The sequence below is a fragment of the Paenibacillus sp. MER TA 81-3 genome, from assembly GCF_023713585.1.
GTDB lineage: Bacteria > Bacillota > Bacilli > Paenibacillales > Paenibacillaceae > Paenibacillus_B > Paenibacillus_B profundus.
Genome location: NZ_JAMAWB010000004.1, coordinates 397,538 through 417,738, shown reverse-complemented (window position 1 = coordinate 417,738; position 20,201 = coordinate 397,538). Strand labels below are relative to the sequence as shown.

The window sequence follows — 20,201 nt, the reverse complement described above, 5'->3', positions numbered from 1 at the left end:
GTCTTATGGTAGTCATGCTGATGAGCAAGACAGTATTGCACAATATCGATCCGTTCCTGCCAAGTCGTCGAACGCCCCTTCGTCATCGCTTTCGCTCCTCCTGAATAAGCTTTTAAGCTGCTATGACGATTATACTCCTTAATCCAGTTGAAAAGCTGCGTTCTACTTGCAATCTTGTATTTATCGATGATCTGATATTGGGACAATCCTCCCTCTATGTAATCCTTCACCGCTTGGAGCTTAAGCTCAGCACTATAACTTCGATTATGGTTTCGTTTTTCTAACCCCTCATAACCATACACCTTGTAACAACGACGCCATTTCGCCAAAGTCGTTTGCTGATACCGTATTTCTTGGCTGCAGCCTTAACACCAATTTCGCCACTTGCGATTTCATCAAGGATAATGAGAGTTTCTCTGACGCATCATATTTTTTATTAGGCATAAAAAGCTCCCCATACACAGGTTTTATTATTTCACCTGTCTACCGTAAGGGGAGCATATCAGTTGTGGGACAGCCTGTGGCTGCACTTGATTGTATTCCATTGCGTTCATGTATCGCATCCGATCAAAGCTTTAAATCAGCCCGATCTTGTCACGACGGTTGCCGGCGCCTATCTTCCGCTTCTCGATTAGGCGATTGAGCGCGTCGACGTAAGCGCGGGCGCTCGCCTCGAGAATGTCGGTGCTGACCCCTCTGCCCGTAACTGCGATATCATTTTGGGCAAGCACGACATGCACTTCCCCAAGCGCATCTTTACCGTGCGTAACCGATTTAATGGAGTAATCGGACAGCTCCACTTCCTCTTTCGTCGCTTTATCGATTGCCATATAGATGGCATCGACGGATCCGTTCCCTTCGGATTCTTCTTCCAGCACGCCGCCGTCCAGCATCACGATGCGCACCTTCGCAGAAGGGGTCGACTTATTGCCATAAGCGACATAAATCGTTTCCAGTGTGTACGCTTCAGGCGTATCGACGAGCTTTTCTTCAATCATCGCGCGGATATCTTCATCCGACACTTCCTTCTTCTTGTCGGCCAGTTCCTTGAACTTGGAAAAAGCATGATTCACTTGATCTTTATCCAAATTATATCCCAAGTCGATAAGCTTCTCACGGAACGCGTGGCGTCCAGAATGCTTGCCGAGCACCAGCTTGCTCTCTTTCAAACCAATCGTCTCTGGGGAAATAATCTCATACGTCGATTTTTCCTTCAGCATGCCATCCTGATGAATGCCAGACTCATGCGCGAAGGCATTGGCCCCGACAATCGCTTTGTTTCCGGGAACCGCCATCCCAGTCAACTTGCTGACAAGGCGGCTCGTTCTTGCAATTTCGGACAACACGAATGACGTCTTTGCTTGATAGAAATCCGCACGCGTCTCAAGAGCCATCGCCACCTCTTCAAGCGCCGTGTTGCCTGCTCGTTCGCCAATGCCGTTAATCGTGCCTTCAATTTGATCGGCGCCATTTAGTACGGCCGCAAGCGCATTGGCCGTTGCCATGCCAAGATCATCGTGGCAATGAGCACTAAGCTGAATCTTTTCAATACCAGAAACGTTCTCCTTGAGCGTCTTAAAGATATTGCCGTATTCATACGGTGTCAAATACCCGACCGTATCTGGAATGTTGACGACGGTAGCCCCGGCGCGAATCGCCATTTCTGTGACCTGGCACAGAAAATCCAACTCAGTGCGTCCCGCATCTTCTGGGGAAAATTCGATCTTGCTGAAATACTTTTTCGCATAGCGGATGGCTGCATCAGCTGTCTCCAGCACTTGCTCTTTCTCCATACGCAGCTTATACTTCCGGTGAATTGGAGACGAGGCAAGGAATAGATGCAGGCAAGGATCCTGCGCATCCTTCAAGGCTTCATAAGCTGCATCGATATCCGGTATACGCGCTCGGGAAAGACCAACAATCGTCGAGTTCTTCACCGCTTTCGCCACCGCATTTACAGCCGCCAAGTCACCCGGAGATGCGGCAGGAAATCCCGCTTCGATGCGGTCGACGCCCAAGCGCTCCAACTGATGTGCAATTTCAAGCTTTTCTTTCGTATTCAAGTTGACGCCAGGGGATTGCTCTCCATCCCTGAGCGTCGTGTCAAAAATATAAATTTTACGCATCGTTGCACCTCCTTCAGTCCTATCGGAGCGCTGCCCTGCAGCTCTCCATAAATCAACAGCGTCCCCCGCCTGTCGACGGGCGGACGCTGTGCGTTATCGCCTTACATTACAGTATGCTTACTTCTTAATCCAATGCATCATTTCGCGTAATTGACCGCCTACCACTTCGATTTCATGGTTCGCTTCGTTGCGGCGAGTTGCCGTCATATAAGCACCGTTTGCTTGGTTCTCCAAAATGAAGTCGCGTGCGAATTTTCCTTGTTGAATATCAGATAATACTTCTTTCATCGCTTTCTTCGTTTCTTCCGTTACGATGCGAGGACCCGTTACATAGTCACCGTATTCCGCTGTGTTGCTGATGGAATCGCGCATCGTTGCGAGGCCTCCTTCGTAGATCAGGTCCACGATGAGCTTCATTTCGTGCAAGCACTCGAAGTAAGCCATTTCTGGAGCGTATCCTGCTTCTACAAGCGTTTCGAAACCGGCTTTGATCAATGCGCTTACGCCGCCGCACAATACCGCTTGTTCGCCGAACAGGTCTGTTTCCGTTTCTTCTTTGAAGGACGTTTCAATAACGCCTGCGCGTGTACAGCCGATACCTTTTGCATAAGCAAGGCCAATTGCCTTCGCATTGCCAGTAGCGTCTTGTTCGATTGCGATTAGACCCGGAACCCCGAAGCCTTCCACATACGTACGGCGCACTAAGTGCCCTGGAGATTTCGGTGCTACGAGCAATACATCGTTTTCCTTCGGAGCTACGATTTGACCGAAGTGAACGTTGAAGCCATGGGAGAACATGAGCGCTGCACCTTTTTTCAGGTTCGGCGCGATCTCGTTCTTATATACCGAAGCTTGCGTTTCATCCGGCATCAAGATTTGAACTACGTCTGCACGGCTTGTCGCTTCCGCAACTGACATAACTTCAAAGCCGTCGTTGCGCGCTTTATCCGCGGACTTACCTTCGCGAAGTCCGATTACAACTTGAAGACCGCTGTCGCGCAAGTTCTGAGCTTGAGCGTGGCCTTGGCTTCCGTAACCGATAACGGCGATTGTTTTCCCCTGCAATACACTTAAATCTGCGTCTTTTTCATAGTACATTGTAACTGCCATACGTATGAGTCCTCCTCTTTCTTCCTTATCATAGTATAATCTGTTATCCCCGAATGAAGCGGGTATTTCAAGGGACAATTCCTGTTTAATGTTCATCCGTTCACTGCTTGTCCCCTGAGAGACCCCCTCATTCGGGGGCAAAGCGGCGGAGGTGCGGCCGCTATAGGCGAGCCGCGCGCTACCCTGTTTCTTCATATTAAAGTGTGCCTCTGTTCCTCATTATCCGTTAACTTGGCCGCGAATCAAGGCCGTTACGCCAGTACGGCTAATTTCTCGTATGCCATACGGCTTCAAGAGTTCAACCATCGCTTCAATCTTCTCCGAATCTCCGACCACTTGAACCATAAGCGTGTTCGGACCGATATCGACAACCGATGCGCGGAATGTCTCGACGACTCCTAGAACTTCTGGACGTTCGTGCGCCTCAGCCTTCACTTTAATGAGCGCCAGCTCGCGGGAAACCATCGGCTGCTTGCTCAAATTCACTACTTTAATGACATCGATAATCTTGTACAGCTGCTTCTCGATCTGCTCCAACAGATGGTCGTCTCCAGTCGTGACAATGACCATGCGGGAAAGTCCTTCTTCCTCCGAAGCGCCGACGGTGATGCTCTCGATATTAAATCCACGGCGTCCGAACAATCCGGAAACGCGCTGCAACACGCCAGGTTGATCGTTAACGATGACGGCTATCGTATGCTTCGTCGTACTCATCATTCACTTTCCCCCAGTATCATTTGGTCAATCGTGCAGCCTTGCGTAACCATTGGATACACGTTCTCATGCTTGCGGACGACAAACTCCACCACAGCTGGCCCCGGCGTATTCAACGCCTCCTGCCATGCTTGCTCCGCTTCTTCCTTCGTCGTCGCTCTAAAGCCGCGAACACCGTAAGCTTCAGCCAATTTCACGAAATCCGGACTGCCAGCCAAATCGATATGGCTGTAGCGGTTGTCATAAATAAGCTCCTGCCACTGACGAACCATACCAAGCACGCGGTTATTAATGATAGCCACTTTGACCGGAATGTTATTGATGGCGCAAATTGCTAGCTCTTGCGCACACATCTGCATGCCGCCGTCCCCATTAATGGAGACGACCGTGCGATCCGGGTAGGCCATCTGCGCCCCAATGGCAGATGGGAATCCGAAGCCCATCGTGCCAAGTCCGCCTGAAGTGATCCAAGAACGCGGATGGTTGAAGCGATAATATTGCGCAGCCCACATTTGGTGTTGTCCGACGTCTGTCGTTACGATAGCATCTCCATGCGTCGTATCATTAATCATTTGAATGACCCATTGCGGCTTCAATTCTTCATCGGAATCAACGAAGGTCAGTGGCTTCTCTTCTTTCCACTGCATAATTTGCGCGCGCCATGCATCTGCTTTATCCGAGCGCTTAACCGTCGCATTAGCTAACTGAAGTGTCGAGCGAATATCGCCCACGATTGGAACGTCTGTCGGAACATTTTTCCCAATCTCCGCCGGGTCGATATCAATGTGCACAATCTTAGCTTTTGGTGCAAAGCCATCAAGCTTCATCGTCACGCGGTCGTCGAAACGGGCCCCGATATTGATGAGCAAATCCGCTTGCTGAATTGCCATGTTCGCCGTAAATGTTCCGTGCATACCCGGCATACCCATCCATAAATCATGACCGCTAGGGAAACCGCCAAGTCCGAGCAGTGTCGTTGTGACCGGAATTTGCGCCTTCGTAGCGAAGTCGTACAATTCTTCGTGTGCTCCCGAGTGAATAACGCCTGCTCCAGCCAAGATGACCGGGGCTTGTGCCTCTTCAATTGCCTTCAGCATCTTATCCACTTGGTATTTATTCGGTTGAACCGTCGGATTGTAACCGCGAATGTTTACACTCGTTACTGGAGTAAACATCGACTTAGCTGCCGATACATCCTTCGGAATATCGATAAGAACGGGTCCTTTGCGTCCAGTATTGGCAATGTGGAACGCCTCATGAATGACGCGAGGCAAATCTTCAACATTGCGAACCAAATAGCTGTGCTTCGTTACTGGCAACGTAATGCCTGTAATGTCCGCTTCTTGGAACGCATCCGTCCCGATGAAATTCGTAGCAACGTTCCCTGTAATGACTACCAGCGGAACGGAGTCCATATATGCCGTTGCGATTCCTGTAACCAGGTTCGTTGCACCAGGACCCGAAGTTGCGATGCAGACACCTACTTTGCCGCTTGCACGGGCGTAACCGTCCGCTGCATGAATTGCTCCTTGCTCGTGTCGAGTCAGGACGTGATGGAAATCCTCGCGGCCGTGCATAGCGTCGTAGATGTAGAGCACCGCGCCGCCCGGATAGCCGAACACGCACTCCACACCTTCCAACAACAAGCTGCGAAGCAACATTTCTGAGCCTGTAATTACTTCAGGCTTCATCCAATTTTGTCTTAATTCATCTGTCGATCGCATTGTCGTGCGATGTGAGCTCATAAGCCATCCTCCTTACGCATCCTTGTTGGTTTCCAATTCGGGCTCTAGGTTCAACATGAAGGTGTCTTGCCTGGCCAGGCATATTTAAAGCGGTTGTTCAAAAAGTGACCTCTTTGAACACGCACTTATAACAAAAAAACCTTCCATCCCCGCAGCTTGCCCGCTGCTTAAGGGACGAAAGGTTGTTCTTCCGTGGTACCACCCGTGTTCATTCCACATCTCGCGATATGAAATCTCAGCGAGTACGCGTACGTCACGTGACATACATTTCAAATACGCATACTCTGGACGCCTAACGCGCGCCTGACGTTTCCCCCTACTCACATGGCCATAATGAAATTATCCATTCATCAAAGCCATCTGTTCAGGAGAACAGCTCCGAGGTGAGCTCGCATCTAAGGGATTAAGGCGCCGGTTTCAGCTAACTTCCGATCGCTCTCTGTTCATAAGGGCCCTTAACACTTCGTCCTCTTCATAGCCGTTGGTATTATGTGTCAGTCTCTTTCAAATGTTTAGAAACATTATATTCCTACACCTATCAGGAGTCAATAGGGCAATTTCAAATTATTTTGTGCCACGACAAATTGTCCACCTTTCCACCCTGAGAGGACATTTGTATAAAATTCGAACCATCGCAGCAAGGGATAGACGCTGTATGCAGTTGCATCTAACTTTGCTTTGTTAATTTATTTAATCAATCCATTCATGTATTTTTTGTAAATCCCCTTCCTGTTGAGTTCTACTCTTCTAATCGAGCCGACGGTCGCCATGTTACAATCCGTATCAAAACCTCCCAATACAGCTTCGTAATCCCACGTTCGAAGTCACCTTTGGAATAGATTAGAGCGGCAGCAACTAGCGCGGAATTGTTGTTCGTGTGCACTTACGGATAATGTTCGAATGCTTGCCACACTTGCTCTTCCAGCTCCACCTCATTACGGGCTCCGCGTGCGATGTCCATCGCCTGTTCAATATCAATGTCAAGCGGCAAGTGGCCGGAATCTGCTTAGACCGATGCGAACGATACGTTCCGTATCTATTTCTACAAAGGTAACCGAACACATGGCCGCGACGAACCGAACATGGCTCCCAGTTCGCCTCTTCTAGCCGACCAAGCCTGTGCGCTCAACGCTCTCGACGAATTACTTCTGTGCGAACAAATACAGCACGAACATAGGCAACATGACGAGCAGCGTTCCTGTATTCATTAAAAGAGACACATAAGACGGTTCCTCCGTAACCCAGCGCGCGGAGCTCGGCAAGAGCGCCAGCATTCACACATAAGCTGCCTCCTCCAATTCTTTTGGCAGTCCGCGAAAAAATTGACGAAAAATAAAGATATACAGTCCATTCTTCATGTCCATCGCAAACGCAGATGAGAGGAAGAACGGCCAATAGCTTTCGAGCAAGTTTACTCCTTTTTTCCCCGTAAACCATTCGTATAGTCCAAATACGTCAAAAAAACGGAAATGCAAATACGTTGGAATCATAATCGTCTGCGGCGGAATGACAATTGTAAAAATGACGAGTTCGAACATGATGCCCTGCCCCTTGAACTTCAAACGCGCAAAGCCATAGCCTGACTCGGTCACCTTCAGCTTGCCAAAACTGAATTGGAGCGACTTCCAGAGCGGCACCACCATAAGCAGAAGAAATCCGATTAGCCATGGTGAAATGAAGAGCCAGCCAAACATGGCCTTCCGCCGTTCCTGAGACCTGCTCCGCCGAAATAATGCTGACTTCAGCCACTGATGTTGCACGATATAAGCGGTCCCGACTTTCCGTTCCGATATATTTCATTCACCTGTTTGTACGCATCCGCCGCTTCATCGAGCCACTCCTCGTAGCGATTGGCGTAGAACCCGTCGAACTCTGTCTCCCGCAGCGCCTCCGTGTTGGACTCCATCCAGCTGAAAAAGACATTTGATCCGGTTTCGAGCGCTTGCAGCAGACGCAGGTTAACATCCTGCTCTTCCATGCTGTTGAACGCCTCGCCCGCGTACGGCAAGAGCCCGTGGATGACCATCGCATAGAATGGAACCGAGTCATCCGTCAGATTGAACTGGTTGCTGCTCAGCGGAACACGCGTCAATTGTGCCGCATAAGGCAGCGTATAGGCGTTGCCGCCCTGCAGCATTACGTGCCTCTGCTGCGCCGCGGTATCCAGCGCCTCTTGAACATATGCGATCGATTGCTGCCGCAGCAATGGCTCCTCCAATCGTGTTTCATCGGAATCACCGATTGTTCACACCCCCATATGATAACAGCAACGAATATTTTCAGGGGGATGAACATGATTCGACTTCGCCGTCCCAAAAGTGATGACGAATCCATTTGGTTAATTATTCGGTCGGAGCTCCTTCCGCGTTCGCACTTAACATGGGACCCTGAACAAGTGCATAAAGAGCTTCCTAAGCGGTTAAAAGGCATCACCTATGTAGCCACCAACCGCGTTCATCAGACGGTCGGCTTCGTTCACCTGCTTGTACAACACCAGACTCTCGTTATCGATATGCTCGCGGTCTCCCGTCAAGCGCAAAGCAAAGGATACGGACGACAGCTTCTTAGTCGGGCAGAACATTATGGACGCACACATCGCTGCGGAATGTCCCGCATGCTTGTCGATTACGGCAACCGTGAGGCCGAACGATTCTATGAGCGCAACGGCTATCGGTTAACCCGATACGTGCCTGAGGTTATCTGTCATGAGATGGAGAAAACATTATCTCCATACAAAGAAGCCTGAGGATGATCCTCAGGCTTCTTTCCTCTCTTCTCTCATGCCCTCTGCGGCTAACTCTGTCTCATTACCGATAAAAAGAGCCGTATGGAGATCCATATCCTCCGTAGCCCCCGTATCCAGAACCTCCAAAACCTCCAAAGCCAAATGGACTCGTGCCGATGGCCAACAAATCAAACAACACCAACGGTATAATGGCCTTGGTCTGAACCTTCTTGCCTTTCGGTTGTTCCAGCACCAGCCGGTTGCCGGAAAGGCGAACCAGCTTTCCCGTCACAACTTTGCCGCTCTTATGAACCGCGTAGATGCGCTGGCCTACCAGTTTTTTCGCTTGTGCTTTAGTAACACCCCGCATGTCAACCCCTCCTTCATGGTGGTTACAATACAAGGTATGTGCGTGATTGACAGGCTGCTTGTATAAAGGCCTTGCCATAGCAAAATCTGTGCTAGAGTTTGTTATGTAAACTAGATTGCAAGGAACCAAGCAATCATACGTCATAAATCTTTGCGTTTCATCCATTGCCAGCAAATAGCTAGCAGCCCAGTTGAATAAGGAAACGGCAATACCAACACGCCGATTCGACCGAGCACAGAATACTCCTCGTAATTCATCAGCATGTCCATTGTCGGAAACGCCGGTGGCAGCACCCATGTCATCCATTGTATGCTGGGAGGAAGGATGTCTACGAGCTTGCCCTGAGAGAATGATATCGCAAGCATCGCCAAAATGCCGCCAATAGCATAACTCATCTTCATTACCAATCTAGAATTAAATAAAGCGGCTATCGCTATCCCTAATATTGCTAGACTTAAATGGGCGACAAAACCGACGGTCACATGCTCCCAAGTTGCAGGCTCGTCAAATTTATCAAAAACAATCGGATAGAGTATAGAACATAAAGCTAACAATGCGGTCAATAGAAAAACCGAGCATAGAACTCCCACATAGTATTTCTTCGCGCTGCCCAAGCGCAAAATTGTAATTTGCTCTTGCACCCGTTCTTGTGATGCAAAGAAACTGTAGGCGAGCCACGAGGAAATTAGAAGCAATAGCATAGACGTTGCCGCATAGCTTCCCATGATCGGATTCGGAGCATACGTATAAAATAGACATAGGCATATCAAAAAAGTAAACAAAGAAGGAATATATCGATACGATCTGCTGAAATCACGTGTTAAATAACAGATTAATTGCCTGAACATGACGATTGGCCCCTCTCCCGCCCCACGTCCGAATCCCGCAGCGGCTGTGCCCTATCGGCAGCATGCAACGCAATAATCGACCCATTTCTCTCCAATATGGCGCGCAGCGCACCATCGGAATGCTCCGATTGGATATGTAAGCGATGTGTATGTTTGTTGCTTTCTAGTTCCACCACACCGGCAAGCCGCTTCACTTCGCTTACCTGCTCTCTATTTCGCAGCTTGAACTCGATTAGAATGCAGCCAGTCTCACGCTGCTCTATCAATTTGTCCGCAACAATCTTTCCATGCTGCAGCACCATGACTCGATCGGCAAGCTCGTCCAACAATCGTTGTTCATGACACGTCAAAATGATAGTCAGCCCTTGCTGCTTCAATTGCTGCAGCAATTGAACGAGCTCGGTCTGCGAAGCAGCATCTAGCCCGGATAGAGGCTCATCCAATACTAGCAGGTCTGGTGGGCAGAGCACCGCCTGCATGAGGTTGACCTTCTGCATCATCCCTTTGGAAAAGGTGTGGATGCGCCGATGCGCAGCCTCTTCCAATTCGAACATCGTCAGCAACTGTGACAATCTCGCAAGTACTTCATCATCGGACATGCCTTGAATCTTCCCCATGGAATATAAATATTCATGGGGAGTCTGACGCAAGCGCGGAAATCGTTCGGGAGCGAATCCGATGTTCAGCTTCCCGTGAGGTCCCCTCCTTATTTCTCCGCCGGAAGGAAGGGATAAGCCTGAAATAATGCGTAATAACGTGCTCTTCCCCGATCCGTTGGCCCCGTTCACGGCGACCGTGTGTCTCGCCAGCAGCGAGAAGGATATATCCTCGAGAACAATTGTTGTACCGTAGCGCTTGCTCACGTGATTGAGCTGGATGATTTTGTTCATCTGTCATCCTCCATTTGTATGATGCCACGTCTCACTAGCTGTCATTCACTATCATTTATTCTTCTTCGTTATAGAATACTTTATAGTAGTGCATGCCGCGATCTTCGTCATACCCCTTCTCCACATACGGAAAGCTCTCGTTCTTGAGCTTCAGCTCCACGCCCGTATCCGTGCGAATGTTGTTCTTGTGCGTGCGCTTCGCCCGCTTGAGCGCCACCTGCGAAATCGGAATGTCATTCAACGGAGGGAGCTCGTTCGCTTCCTCATACGTTTCCTTATAGGTTCTGAAAATAGGAGCGATATCCGGATGCGCGATTACTTCTTCGGTGAACGCTTCCTCTTCGAATTGCTCGTGCTTCGCGAAGTAATCGATCGTACTGTTGATGAACTGCAGCTTCTCTTTCTTCTCCGGGCGCTCTTCGGCAGCCGGGGCGATCACATCGTCATAGAATTGGGTGCACATTTCGATAACCTTGTCCGTCAAATAATGCTCGTCCTCCAGCAGCTTCACGTTCAGGAAATCCTCCAGCCAAAATAGTGCCGCCTCGCCTTGCTTCCCGGAAGAGGTGTCCACGACGCCTACCGAGTAGCCGGCATCAGCCTGCACGTTCAGGATGAGACAGCCTTTGTCCAATTTGCGCACGTTAACGCCTTCTTCCACCCGCACGCCGAGACGTTCTATCTCAGGCTCATCCACCTGCAGGAACACGTCCTTGTTCTCCGACTTAAAGATGCCTAACGCATCGATGCTGAAGTTGTTATACAAAATATTGTTAAGGTGAACGACATACAGCTCCCCCGGCTTGATCTGCGGATGGCCGGACACGGCATAGAGGTGATTCAAGATGTGCACCGATTGCTCATGGAACGCATCCGCCTTCTGAAAAATGCGCCCCGCATAAGTGTACACTTCGTTCATCGCGAGCTCAGACTCATGCTGGAATCGATAGGTTCCCTCGAATTTAAAGCTTGACAAAAAATATTTCAACAACGTATCCCGTACATCCTCGTTCGGAACGTCGTATAAGGTTTGCGAAATTCGGACGCCTTCATCTTGGGATGGACTTCCCACTCGATGGACGATCATCCGGTGAATTTCCGCTTTTGACAAATCTATCATGCTTTCACTCTCTCTTTCATAAAGTCACGTTCTTCTATTGTAGCGAAAAAAAGAGAGAATGTGAAAGCCAACATTCACCTGATTGTTTTGATAGATATCACGATGCGCTCAGGGCACTGCATGCTAAAAATAGGATACTTTCGGGCGTGAGGTATAATATTACGGCCTTTGTGGCTAATTTATAACTATAAGGAGGTGAACAACCATGGCAAAAGACGTATTATGCGAAGTGAACTCCTGCAAATATTGGGCTGCCGGCAACAAATGCGCCGCATCCTCGATTTATGTCGTTAACAATCGCGGCAAACAGGCACATGATTCCGGAGATACCGACTGTAAAACGTTTGAACCGAAGCTGTAACTCGTGCAGGGCGACCTTACCCGTCGCCCTCGCTTGCTTCCGTCATTGATAATTATTATCATCGAGTTGTCAAAATATACTTCCCTGCGCTTATGAATTACGGAACACCCTGTTCCGATAACGCTTTGTACGCTTCTTGTATGTGCCCGACGTTGAAATAGAGGACAGAGCTCGGATCATCGAACTCTGGGCTTTCTGGTACGCTCAACAGGATGGATCCCCCCATTATCATACCAAGCTGGACCTTATGAGCGCTTATATTAGCATCTTCCAGTTTACCTTCGCCAAGGAACGCTAGTAAATCCTCCTCTTGTGGAGGTATGTAACATATTTCCTGATCGTTCGTCGTCAACCAGCATTTATAATAGGTTTATGACTTCATAGAAAGGGCGTAATAAACAAATGATCGTAAGCCAATCACCATCCTCGCAACCCGAGACGAAGCATTGCCGGGAATCGCGCGTGTTTAAGACCGGACGCGTCTTCCCGAACGATGTCAACAATCATGAGACGTTGTTCGGCGGCAAGCTGATGAGCCTCATCGACGAGACGGCATCCATATCCGCCATGCGCCACTGCCGCTGCAACGTTGTCACGGCGTCTACAGACTCCGTTGACTTCCTGCGTCCCATCCGTCCGACCGATTCGGTCTGTCTGGAGTCGTTCGTCACTTGGACGGGCAAGACGAGCATCGAAGTGTTCGTCAAGGTCATATCCGAGCATTTATATACTGGCGAGCGCGCCGTTGCCGCGACCTCCTTCCTTACCTTCGTGGCCCGCAAGGAAGACGGTGCACCTGCCATCGTACCGCAAGTCATACCGGATACAGACGAAGAGAAGCTGCTGCACGAATCCGCTCCCGAGCGGTCCCAGCTGCGCAAATTACGGCGCGTCGCAAGCAAGAACTTGGCGGACAAGCTGACAACGCGCAAGTATTGGGAATAAACGTACAATTTCCATCTCATTTAGGGCAGGCATAATCCTTTTAATGATGGTCCAGCTGATTGAGAACATAAAGTGAAATAAATCAGTTAAGCTAAGCCGGAGGCGCTGCCTCCGGTCACCTATGCGTATAATAAATATGCCTCTCCCCGAAGGAAGACTGTGTCCAATTTACTTCCTTTGCTTCACTCTCCCCTTTCATCAGAAAATTGTGAAAATCCAGAAAATTCATCAGAAAGTTTATGTTCAGAAAACATATCACTAGAAGGTTCGTTAGAAAATTCAACCACAAATGGGTTATCTATAGAAGGCCTATCATTAAAGTGTTTACCACTTGAAGGCTTGTCGTTAGAAGGCTTACCGTTAGGAGGTAATTGTTCAGGAGGTTTATCATTAGGAGCTTTATCATTAGGAGCTTTATCACTAGGATCTTTATCATTAGTGCTTTATCATTAGTGCTTTATCATTAGTGCTTTATCATTAGGAGCCTTATCGCTAGAAGGTTTATCCCAGGGAACTTATCCTCAGAAAACTTGTCTTTAGAAAGATTTATCGCTAAGCCCTGCCATCTTTGCCCTTCACAAGTGGTTATTATCTGTTTCTGAGCGGGAGGGAGGATGGAGCAAGACACTGCTAAATGAGGTCCCACCTCTCAGCAACCTGCCAACAGTAGAACACCGCATATGCCCCAGTTTCAAACACAGCTTACGATCCGGCTGCCATGCTTTAAGACAACTGCATCCTATCCTCTATACACAACAATTATGCGAAATCGAGTAGGAGGCTACCCATTAACTGAGTAGCCGACCTCTCACACCACCGTACGTACCGTTCGGTATACGGCGGTTCAACCGCATAAGTGCAATTTACGTAGACGCTCGTACTGTGCAGGAAAATCATAATATCCTGCCTGTACGAGCTTTTCGTTTGTTATGGAACGAGACAGCACAGGACTTCCGGCGATACGCCAGTACCCAAGACGGGAATTTCCCCACTGGTAAGCCTGCCATTCTGGTATCCCCAGCTTGCGCAGGTTTTGTACTTTTGTTCGCGGCTTCTTCCATTGTTTCCAGATGTACATCCTCAGTCGTCTTCGCAGCCATTCGCTCCAGCTTTGCAATATCCGTTTCATATCGGCTACATAGTAGTAGCCAATCCATCCCCGGATGTAGACTTTCACTTTCTCCATGACTTGGCGGACATTCCTGCCCTGACTCCGGCTCGTTAGTTCTTTCAGCCTTTTCTTTGCTTTTGCGAGGGATTGCCCATGGACGCGAATGTACACGCCGCTTCTGTTCTTTCCCAAGGCAAAGCCAAGGAATTTGAAATGTTTCTGGGCTACTACGCTGACTACCTTGCTTTTCTGCGTATTCATCTGGAGTTTCAGTTTGTTCTCCAAGTACTTCCGGCACGACTCCAGAAGCCGTATCACTGCCCGTTTGCTTTTGGCCAGCACCACAATGTCATCTGCATAGCGGATGACATTGACCCCCCGGCTTTTCATCTCCTGATCGAATTCGTTCAGATAGATGTTGGCGAGCAGTGGCGACAGAGGACCTCCCTGGGGTGAACCCTCTTTCGTTTCGCGGCGTACCCCGTTTTCCATGACTCCGCTTCTCAGGTACTTTTTGATCAGGTCGGTTACGCGCTTGTCCTGGATTTGTTTGCGCAAAAGATTCATAAGCAGCTCATGGTTCAGCGTGTCGAAGTATTTCGAGAGGTCGATTTCTACCGCGTGTCCGTAGCCCTGCTGCGCATAGTCTTTCACCTTGCGGATGGCCTGCTGTGCGCTCCACCCTGGGCGGTAGCCGTAGCTTCCCTCTGAAAAGAGCCGCTCAAACAGCGGCTGTAACTGCTGGGCAATCGCCTGCTGAATCACTCGGTCCACGACCGTGGGTATACCGAGCTTCCGTACTCCACTCCATCTGGTTTGGGAATTCCCTTGCGCCGTACCGGGCTTGGCCTGTACCGGCCTTCCCGGATATTTTGCAAAAGTTCGTCTCTATGTTCCTGCAGCCATGGTAGCGCATCCTCTACGGTCATTCCGTCGATTCCCGGTGCTCCATGGTTGCTTTTGACCTGCTTGTAAGCTCTGTTCATATTGTCTCTGTCCAGAATCTGCTCCAGCAGGTCCGTTGCACCGCCTCTTTCTCTACGTTCCCGAATGCCGGCGCTCCGCACTCCCGCATGCTCTTTGCGTTCCACGCTATCCCTTTGCGGGCAGTCCTTTCGGTATTCTGCTTTCATTGCGCCGACTCCCTTCCTGTATGTATTCGAGACTTACGACTGTTCGGCCCTTCCCGAAAAAAAAACTTCCCGGTACTATGGCTTCTGCTGACTTCTCACAACAAGCTTTACTCCGTTTTTCGGATTTTTTTTAACCTACTTGACGTCTGTGAGATCTCCCCGGGTAAGAGCGATAACCTTCCCCTCATCTATCTGCCACATTTACATGATGGGATTCGGGCAGTATTGGACTTTGCTTTGTTAAGCAAGCTCGTCCGTCCCGCTATGCCTTGTATGTGATTTCTGTTCGTCAGACCGAGGGTTTGCCTCCGGCTTCCTTCAGATTCCGCCTCGCGGCGGACACCCTTGCCTTTGGCTAACAGTTCCTACTGCCAAGCCTGTAGCGGACTTTCACCGCCAAGTTATCGCCCATGCCGGGCGCACTTAAAAAAGCAGCGCATTCGAAGAGCTTCGAATGCGCTGCTTTATATACCGTCATCGCTTACGCGTTAACTTTTTCTTTTGCAACTGCTGCCAAGGAGTTGAACGCGTTGATGTCGTTCACTGCCAATTCAGCCAGCATTTTGCGGTTGATGTCTACACCAGCCAATTTCAAGCCGTGCATCATCTTGTTGTAGGACATGCCGTTCATGCGAGCTGCTGCATTGATACGAACGATCCACAATCTGCGGAAGTCGCGCTTCTTATTGCGGCGATCACGATATGCATAAAGCAAGGATTTCATCACTTGCTCATTCGCTGTTCTAAAAATACGGTGTTTAGAACCGAAGTAACCTTTTGCTAATTTCAATACTTTCTTATGACGACGACGTGTCGTAAATCCGCCTTTTACTCGTGCCATTTCTTGTTAACCTCCCAATCGAATTCATGTATCCGTAAAATTGCTTATTTCAAATTAGCTAATTGCTGCTTCATACGACGAACGTCGCCAGCTGCCATAACCGGGCTTGTTGCAAGAACGCGCTTCGTACGGTTTGATTTGTGGGAAAGCAAGTGGTTGCGGTACGCTTTGTAGCGGCGAACCTTACCTGTACCTGTAATTTTGAAGCGGCCTTTCAAGCTGCTGTGCGTTTTCATTTTAGGCATAATCATTTCCTCCTCAAGTTCGGTAATTCCATCCGCCGCCTATACCCTGCGCGGCGGGCATCGCTTAGTTGCTGGTGGTGTTCGGCGCCAGTATCATAATCATACTGCGGCCTTCCAACTTCGCTGCACGCTCTACATTACAAAGCTCTTTCGCTTCCTCCAGAACACGATCCAATACCTTCTTGCCGATGGCAGAATGCGCGATCTCACGTCCACGGAAACGAACGGAGCATTTTACTTTATCGCCTTCACGCAAAAACTTCAAGACGTTACGCAGTTTCGTCTGAAAATCATGCTCGTCGATATTCGCACGGAACCATACTTCCTTGATGTCCACCGTTTTCTGGTTCTTGCGTGCTTCTTTCTCTTTCTTCTGTGTCTCGTAACGGAACTTACCGTAGTCCATAATACGACATACAGGCGGTTTCGCCTGCGGAGCCACGTTAACCAAGTCCAAGTTCGCGTCAAACGCCATTTGCAGCGCCTCGCGGAACGGTTTAATACCAATCTGCTCGCCTTCTGCACCGACTAAACGAACTTCCTTCGCACGAATTTCCTCGTTAATCATATGATCCTTGCTAATGGTGTGCCACCTCCATATTCGAATTCCCTATCTGCTTATGTTGAGCAAAAGAGGGATGTAAGCTCCGAAAAGAGCCCACATCCCTCACATAGACATTAATCATTCATGTGAAACACTGCCATGCAGTAATAGTCTAGGAACCAGCCAACCTACGTCAGTCAGGTGAGAAGCGGGCGCTTCTTCTTTTTAAAAATCAATATGCAATTAACATACCCAAGTAATATATCACGGCATTGAAACAATGTCAAGAAAATAATTAAATGTGCCTTGATGCCTCAACATTCCTCACACCTGCTTGCCCTGCATCTCTTCGAGACGCACGACGCGCGTATGTTCCGTGTGGCTCCACACTTTGTTGTTCTGTGTAAAAAATGCATAGAACGTAATCGGCCACCAGGAGAGCAAATACAGTGGGAATGTAATTAGCGATGCGTATATGCGCCAAGACTTCACGCCTTCCAAGATGAGCGCCAGAACAAAGGCCGCGCACGACAGCACGAGTGATACAACAGGCACCCACGCCGGCAAGTACTGGAAGAAGGTTGCAACGTTCGGCCCATCAAAGAAGGCCGCGTCCGCCCACATAAACGCTGTCATCAGGAACGTCACCAATACGGTATACACGGTAATCGTGTAGAGTGCCATGTCGAACTTAGCCATATTTCGTTCCTTGATACTCCGCCACAAGAGCGGAAAGAAGTAACGGCGCGCCACCGTAAAGTGGCCTTGCATCCAACGCAGTCGCTGACGAGCGGAAGCTTTGAAGGTCAATGGCTTCTCATCGAATACGCGCGCGTTGTAATTAAGCACCGGATTGACTCCATTCATAACGCAGCGAGCGGTAAATTCCAAGTCCTCTACCAAGCTCGTCGCGCCCCAGCCCATTTCTTTCAGCAGGTTGCTTTCAAAGCACATTCCCGTGCCGCCCAAGAAATTGGCCATGTTCAAGTTTTTGCGGGACAACTGCCACAAACGGTTGCAATACCAGTAGGTAACGCCATATGCGGCTGTAATCCAGGAATCCTCTGGATTCTTCGTATCGATATATCCTTGAATAACGCGTGCCCCGGAACAGAGATCGTTGTTCATTTCCCGCAGGAAATCAGTGCTGACCAGGTTGTCCGCATCCAACATAACGATCCCATCGTATTGGCGCGGCATTTCCCACAGGTTCTTCAGCATCCATTCAATCGCATAGCCTTTCCCGCGCTGATGTGGATTATGACGTTCACAAGCGTATACGCCGTGCTCCCTTACGATGTCAGCCGTGCTGTCGGAACAGTTATCACAAATGACGAAAACGTCGTACATCTCTCTCGGGTAATCCAACGTCTTCAGATTTTCGACTAACGCTCCAATGACCGCTTCCTCGTTATGTGCAGCCACGATGACCGCAAACGATTTCTGCGGGTCATATACTTTACGTTCTTTCTTGCGGTAGATGCCGAACAGCGACAAGGTAAACTGGTACACCCCAATCGCGGCCAATAGCACCTGCAGGCCGATAAATAAATTATCCACCATGTTTGGTGTCCCCCTTTTAATAACCCTTGATTTGTTGCTTTGAACTGCGAGCATGCATTTTATATATGTGAGCATGCTCATCTATCTATATTTGTTTACCCCGCTGAAGACGGTCGATAACGATTTTCTAATGTTTGCCTTGGTTTGTCAAAACCTTTTATTGGCTTTCAATCGCCAATTGCTACATTATCGCTTGAGTTCGATAGCGAAGTCGCGGTCGCTCGTGCTTTCCCGCGGGGTTTGTTTTATTTTCATCCAAATACTAAAAAATTATGGCTTTGGACCCCCTTTTCGTCAAAAGTCGATGTTCTTGTTGAACCATGACGTATAGATAATGCAGTTTCATCCGTTAGAGTCTAGCTTACCCTATACTGTTACAACGCAGCACTTACGCAAAAGGTTGCAAATCCAATACTTAATTTTTTTTAATAAAAGACTGGTCTGTATATATCTACCATCTGTTAACCATTTATTCCATGATTGAAACGCTTGATGCGCTTTACCCGCTAATGGAGTTAAAACACCTCCATAACAGCATTTCCAAAGATGCGAATCGGTAGAACTTCTAATACAAATCAAAGTGTATGACTAGAAGCGATAAGAGGAATGCGCCTGGTCTGCGCGTAATGGACGCCTACGAGTCCGAGTAGCTCACGGACAAGAGTCGGCCGAAACCGGTCCAATTGCTTGTGGATGAAATGTGGATTGAAATGTGGATTGGAAAGGGCTAACCCACATCCGGGGTAGGAAGCAAAAGGAACGCTTCCCGTTCGCAAGACGTCCGGTTCCAAGCGAATGTGCGGCTGTGACTCCGGAGCGATAATCTTGAGAGCGGTGCGCTCCCCCGGATCAGTGAAAGATTCGAAGTAATCGGCCAATCGTTTGAGCGTTCATGCCACTCCGTCCATTTCAGGCCAGTACATGTCGGTAAATAACGCAATCCGCGTCATACAACCTCCCTGAACGATTTTGAGCCATATAATACTTAGGATAGAATAGGAATATATAATTGAAATCAGCCGTATTAAAAAATATGATGAAGATGCCGGCGACTTCCGCAGGGCTTCAGAGAAAATTCACAAATTCATCATCTTCTGTTAATGTTACGTTGTTACGATTAAATCATAATCTACCGCATAACGGAGGGAACGACTATGACCCGTGTTATCGCGTGGCTTGGGCATCGTGAGCGTCAATTGTTCTTTTGGATAAATCAACGACTGCACCATCGCACCATGAATATTTTCCTGTATACGATGACTCATCTCGGCGGGGCTACCTTCACCATTGCGTTTACCATTCTGCTCGCTCTGTTAGCGCCTGCTCCATGGGCACGGGTCGGCTGGCAGTGCTTGGTCGCATTAGCCCTGAGTCACATACCGGTCGCTTTGATTAAAAAATGGTACCCGCGCGTACGGCCCCATTTGGCGTTGCCGGATATTCGTACCTTCCGCAAGCCGCTTGTGGACCATTCATTCCCGTCTGGGCATACGACCGCCATATTTTCTGTCATCATACCGCTTATTATCGCGAACCCGACATTAGCTTGGGCACTGCTTCCGGTTGCGGCTATCGTGGCGTTATCCCGCATGTATCTGGGGCTTCATTACCCTTCCGACTGCTTGGCGGGAGCCTTGATTGGGACAGGGGCCGCCATCAGCACCGTAACGCTGTGGACCTGAGAAACAAGTTGACACCGGCAGGCAGTAATGTGAGTATTGATGGATAACGTTTCAATAGAAACTTCATAAATTTTCATAAAAAAGTAAAAGGGTGACTACCATGCAACAAGCTGTGACATTGACGCTTC

General features: G+C 49.0%; 22 protein-coding genes and 1 pseudogene. 5 read left to right on the top strand and 18 right to left on the bottom strand.

Translation table 11 applies throughout. From position 1 onward, the window contains the following. The 8 genes and pseudogenes from M3650_RS08080 to M3650_RS08050 form a co-directional block, all read right to left on the bottom strand. A pseudogene (locus M3650_RS08080) lies at positions 1 to 230 on the bottom strand (IS3-like element ISEnfa5 family transposase); the annotation flags it as partial. Between the two features lie 345 nt (positions 231 to 575). After that, positions 576 to 2,126 (bottom strand): 2-isopropylmalate synthase, encoded by a 1,551-nt coding sequence (locus M3650_RS08075; protein ID WP_251573677.1) that lies wholly within the window; start codon positions 2,124 to 2,126, stop codon positions 576 to 578. 117 nt (positions 2,127 to 2,243) lie between these two features. Beyond that, the gene (ilvC, locus tag M3650_RS08070; protein WP_019421636.1) at positions 2,244 to 3,236 is read right to left on the bottom strand and encodes a ketol-acid reductoisomerase; all 993 of its coding nucleotides are present in this window, start codon (positions 3,234 to 3,236) and stop codon (positions 2,244 to 2,246) included. 219 nt (positions 3,237 to 3,455) lie between these two features. Next, a complete protein-coding gene (gene ilvN, locus M3650_RS08065; RefSeq protein WP_036704322.1) occupies positions 3,456 to 3,950 on the bottom strand; it encodes an acetolactate synthase small subunit in 495 nt (164 codons plus the stop codon). After that, a complete protein-coding gene (gene ilvB / locus M3650_RS08060; protein WP_251573676.1) occupies positions 3,950 to 5,695 on the bottom strand; it encodes a biosynthetic-type acetolactate synthase large subunit in 1,746 nt (581 codons plus the stop codon). The genes ilvN and ilvB overlap by 1 nt, the downstream gene beginning before the upstream one ends. Positions 5,696 to 6,837: 1,142 nt before the next feature. Next, on the bottom strand, positions 6,838 to 6,969 hold the full coding sequence (locus tag M3650_RS31855; protein WP_285848351.1) for a hypothetical protein: 132 nt from the start codon (positions 6,967 to 6,969) through the stop codon (positions 6,838 to 6,840). Further along, complete coding sequence (locus M3650_RS08055; protein ID WP_251573675.1) at positions 6,970 to 7,389, bottom strand: ABC transporter permease family protein; 420 nt, start codon at positions 7,387 to 7,389, stop codon at positions 6,970 to 6,972. 47 nt (positions 7,390 to 7,436) lie between these two features. After that, complete coding sequence (locus M3650_RS08050; protein ID WP_251573674.1) at positions 7,437 to 7,913, bottom strand: DUF5696 domain-containing protein; 477 nt, start codon at positions 7,911 to 7,913, stop codon at positions 7,437 to 7,439. A gap of 75 nt (positions 7,914 to 7,988) precedes the next feature. Here M3650_RS08050 and M3650_RS08045 point away from each other — a divergent pair, with 75 nt between their 5' ends. Next, the gene (locus M3650_RS08045) at positions 7,989 to 8,441 is read left to right on the top strand and encodes a GNAT family N-acetyltransferase (RefSeq protein ID WP_251573673.1); all 453 of its coding nucleotides are present in this window, start codon (positions 7,989 to 7,991) and stop codon (positions 8,439 to 8,441) included. 61 nt (positions 8,442 to 8,502) lie between these two features. Here M3650_RS08045 and M3650_RS08040 read toward each other — a convergent pair whose 3' ends face one another. The 4 genes from M3650_RS08040 to M3650_RS08025 all read right to left on the bottom strand — a co-directional run bounded on the left by M3650_RS08040 (position 8,503) and on the right by M3650_RS08025 (position 11,648). Continuing rightward, on the bottom strand, positions 8,503 to 8,790 hold the full coding sequence (locus M3650_RS08040) for an eL33 family ribosomal protein (RefSeq protein WP_251573672.1): 288 nt from the start codon (positions 8,788 to 8,790) through the stop codon (positions 8,503 to 8,505). Between the two features lie 140 nt (positions 8,791 to 8,930). Continuing rightward, positions 8,931 to 9,515 carry a hypothetical protein gene (locus tag M3650_RS08035; RefSeq protein WP_251573671.1) on the bottom strand — a complete coding sequence of 195 codons (585 nt, stop codon included), beginning with the start codon at positions 9,513 to 9,515 and terminating at the stop codon, positions 8,931 to 8,933. A gap of 107 nt (positions 9,516 to 9,622) precedes the next feature. Further along, the gene (locus tag M3650_RS08030) at positions 9,623 to 10,528 is read right to left on the bottom strand and encodes an ATP-binding cassette domain-containing protein (protein WP_251573670.1); all 906 of its coding nucleotides are present in this window, start codon (positions 10,526 to 10,528) and stop codon (positions 9,623 to 9,625) included. A gap of 55 nt (positions 10,529 to 10,583) precedes the next feature. Further along, positions 10,584 to 11,648, bottom strand: coding sequence for a nucleoid-associated protein (locus M3650_RS08025; RefSeq protein WP_019421626.1), 1,065 nt, complete (start codon positions 11,646 to 11,648; stop codon positions 10,584 to 10,586). Positions 11,649 to 11,853: 205 nt separating this feature from the next. On the opposite strand from M3650_RS08025, the gene M3650_RS08020 reads away from it, so the two are divergent. The 3 genes from M3650_RS08020 (at position 11,854) to M3650_RS08010 (ending at position 13,407) form a co-directional block, all read left to right on the top strand. Further along, positions 11,854 to 12,009, top strand: coding sequence for a DUF1540 domain-containing protein (locus M3650_RS08020; RefSeq protein ID WP_019421625.1), 156 nt, complete (start codon positions 11,854 to 11,856; stop codon positions 12,007 to 12,009). Between the two features lie 402 nt (positions 12,010 to 12,411). Beyond that, complete coding sequence (locus tag M3650_RS08015; RefSeq protein ID WP_251573669.1) at positions 12,412 to 12,954, top strand: acyl-CoA thioesterase; 543 nt, start codon at positions 12,412 to 12,414, stop codon at positions 12,952 to 12,954. 159 nt (positions 12,955 to 13,113) lie between these two features. Then, positions 13,114 to 13,407, top strand: coding sequence for a hypothetical protein (locus M3650_RS08010; protein WP_251573668.1), 294 nt, complete (start codon positions 13,114 to 13,116; stop codon positions 13,405 to 13,407). A 391-nt stretch (positions 13,408 to 13,798) separates the two neighbouring features. Here M3650_RS08010 and ltrA read toward each other — a convergent pair whose 3' ends face one another. The 6 genes from ltrA to M3650_RS07980 all read right to left on the bottom strand — a co-directional run bounded on the left by ltrA (position 13,799) and on the right by M3650_RS07980 (position 18,391). After that, positions 13,799 to 14,839, bottom strand: coding sequence for a group II intron reverse transcriptase/maturase (ltrA, locus tag M3650_RS08005; protein WP_251573667.1), 1,041 nt, complete (start codon positions 14,837 to 14,839; stop codon positions 13,799 to 13,801). Continuing rightward, the gene (locus M3650_RS08000) at positions 14,827 to 15,198 is read right to left on the bottom strand and encodes a hypothetical protein (protein ID WP_251573666.1); all 372 of its coding nucleotides are present in this window, start codon (positions 15,196 to 15,198) and stop codon (positions 14,827 to 14,829) included. Before M3650_RS08000 ends, ltrA begins: the two co-directional genes overlap by 13 nt. Before the next feature lie 481 nt (positions 15,199 to 15,679). Continuing rightward, on the bottom strand, positions 15,680 to 16,039 hold the full coding sequence (gene rplT / locus M3650_RS07995) for a 50S ribosomal protein L20 (RefSeq protein ID WP_251573665.1): 360 nt from the start codon (positions 16,037 to 16,039) through the stop codon (positions 15,680 to 15,682). Between the two features lie 44 nt (positions 16,040 to 16,083). Then, positions 16,084 to 16,284 (bottom strand): 50S ribosomal protein L35, encoded by a 201-nt coding sequence (rpmI, locus tag M3650_RS07990; protein ID WP_005548700.1) that lies wholly within the window; start codon positions 16,282 to 16,284, stop codon positions 16,084 to 16,086. A 64-nt stretch (positions 16,285 to 16,348) separates the two neighbouring features. Continuing rightward, a complete protein-coding gene (gene infC / locus M3650_RS07985; protein ID WP_019421621.1) occupies positions 16,349 to 16,852 on the bottom strand; it encodes a translation initiation factor IF-3 in 504 nt (167 codons plus the stop codon). A 300-nt stretch (positions 16,853 to 17,152) separates the two neighbouring features. Then, a complete protein-coding gene (locus tag M3650_RS07980) occupies positions 17,153 to 18,391 on the bottom strand; it encodes a glycosyltransferase family 2 protein (protein WP_251573664.1) in 1,239 nt (412 codons plus the stop codon). Between the two features lie 1,154 nt (positions 18,392 to 19,545). On the opposite strand from M3650_RS07980, the gene M3650_RS07975 reads away from it, so the two are divergent. Next, positions 19,546 to 20,073 (top strand): phosphatase PAP2 family protein, encoded by a 528-nt coding sequence (locus M3650_RS07975; protein WP_019421619.1) that lies wholly within the window; start codon positions 19,546 to 19,548, stop codon positions 20,071 to 20,073. The last annotated feature ends 128 nt before the right edge of the window (positions 20,074 to 20,201 follow it).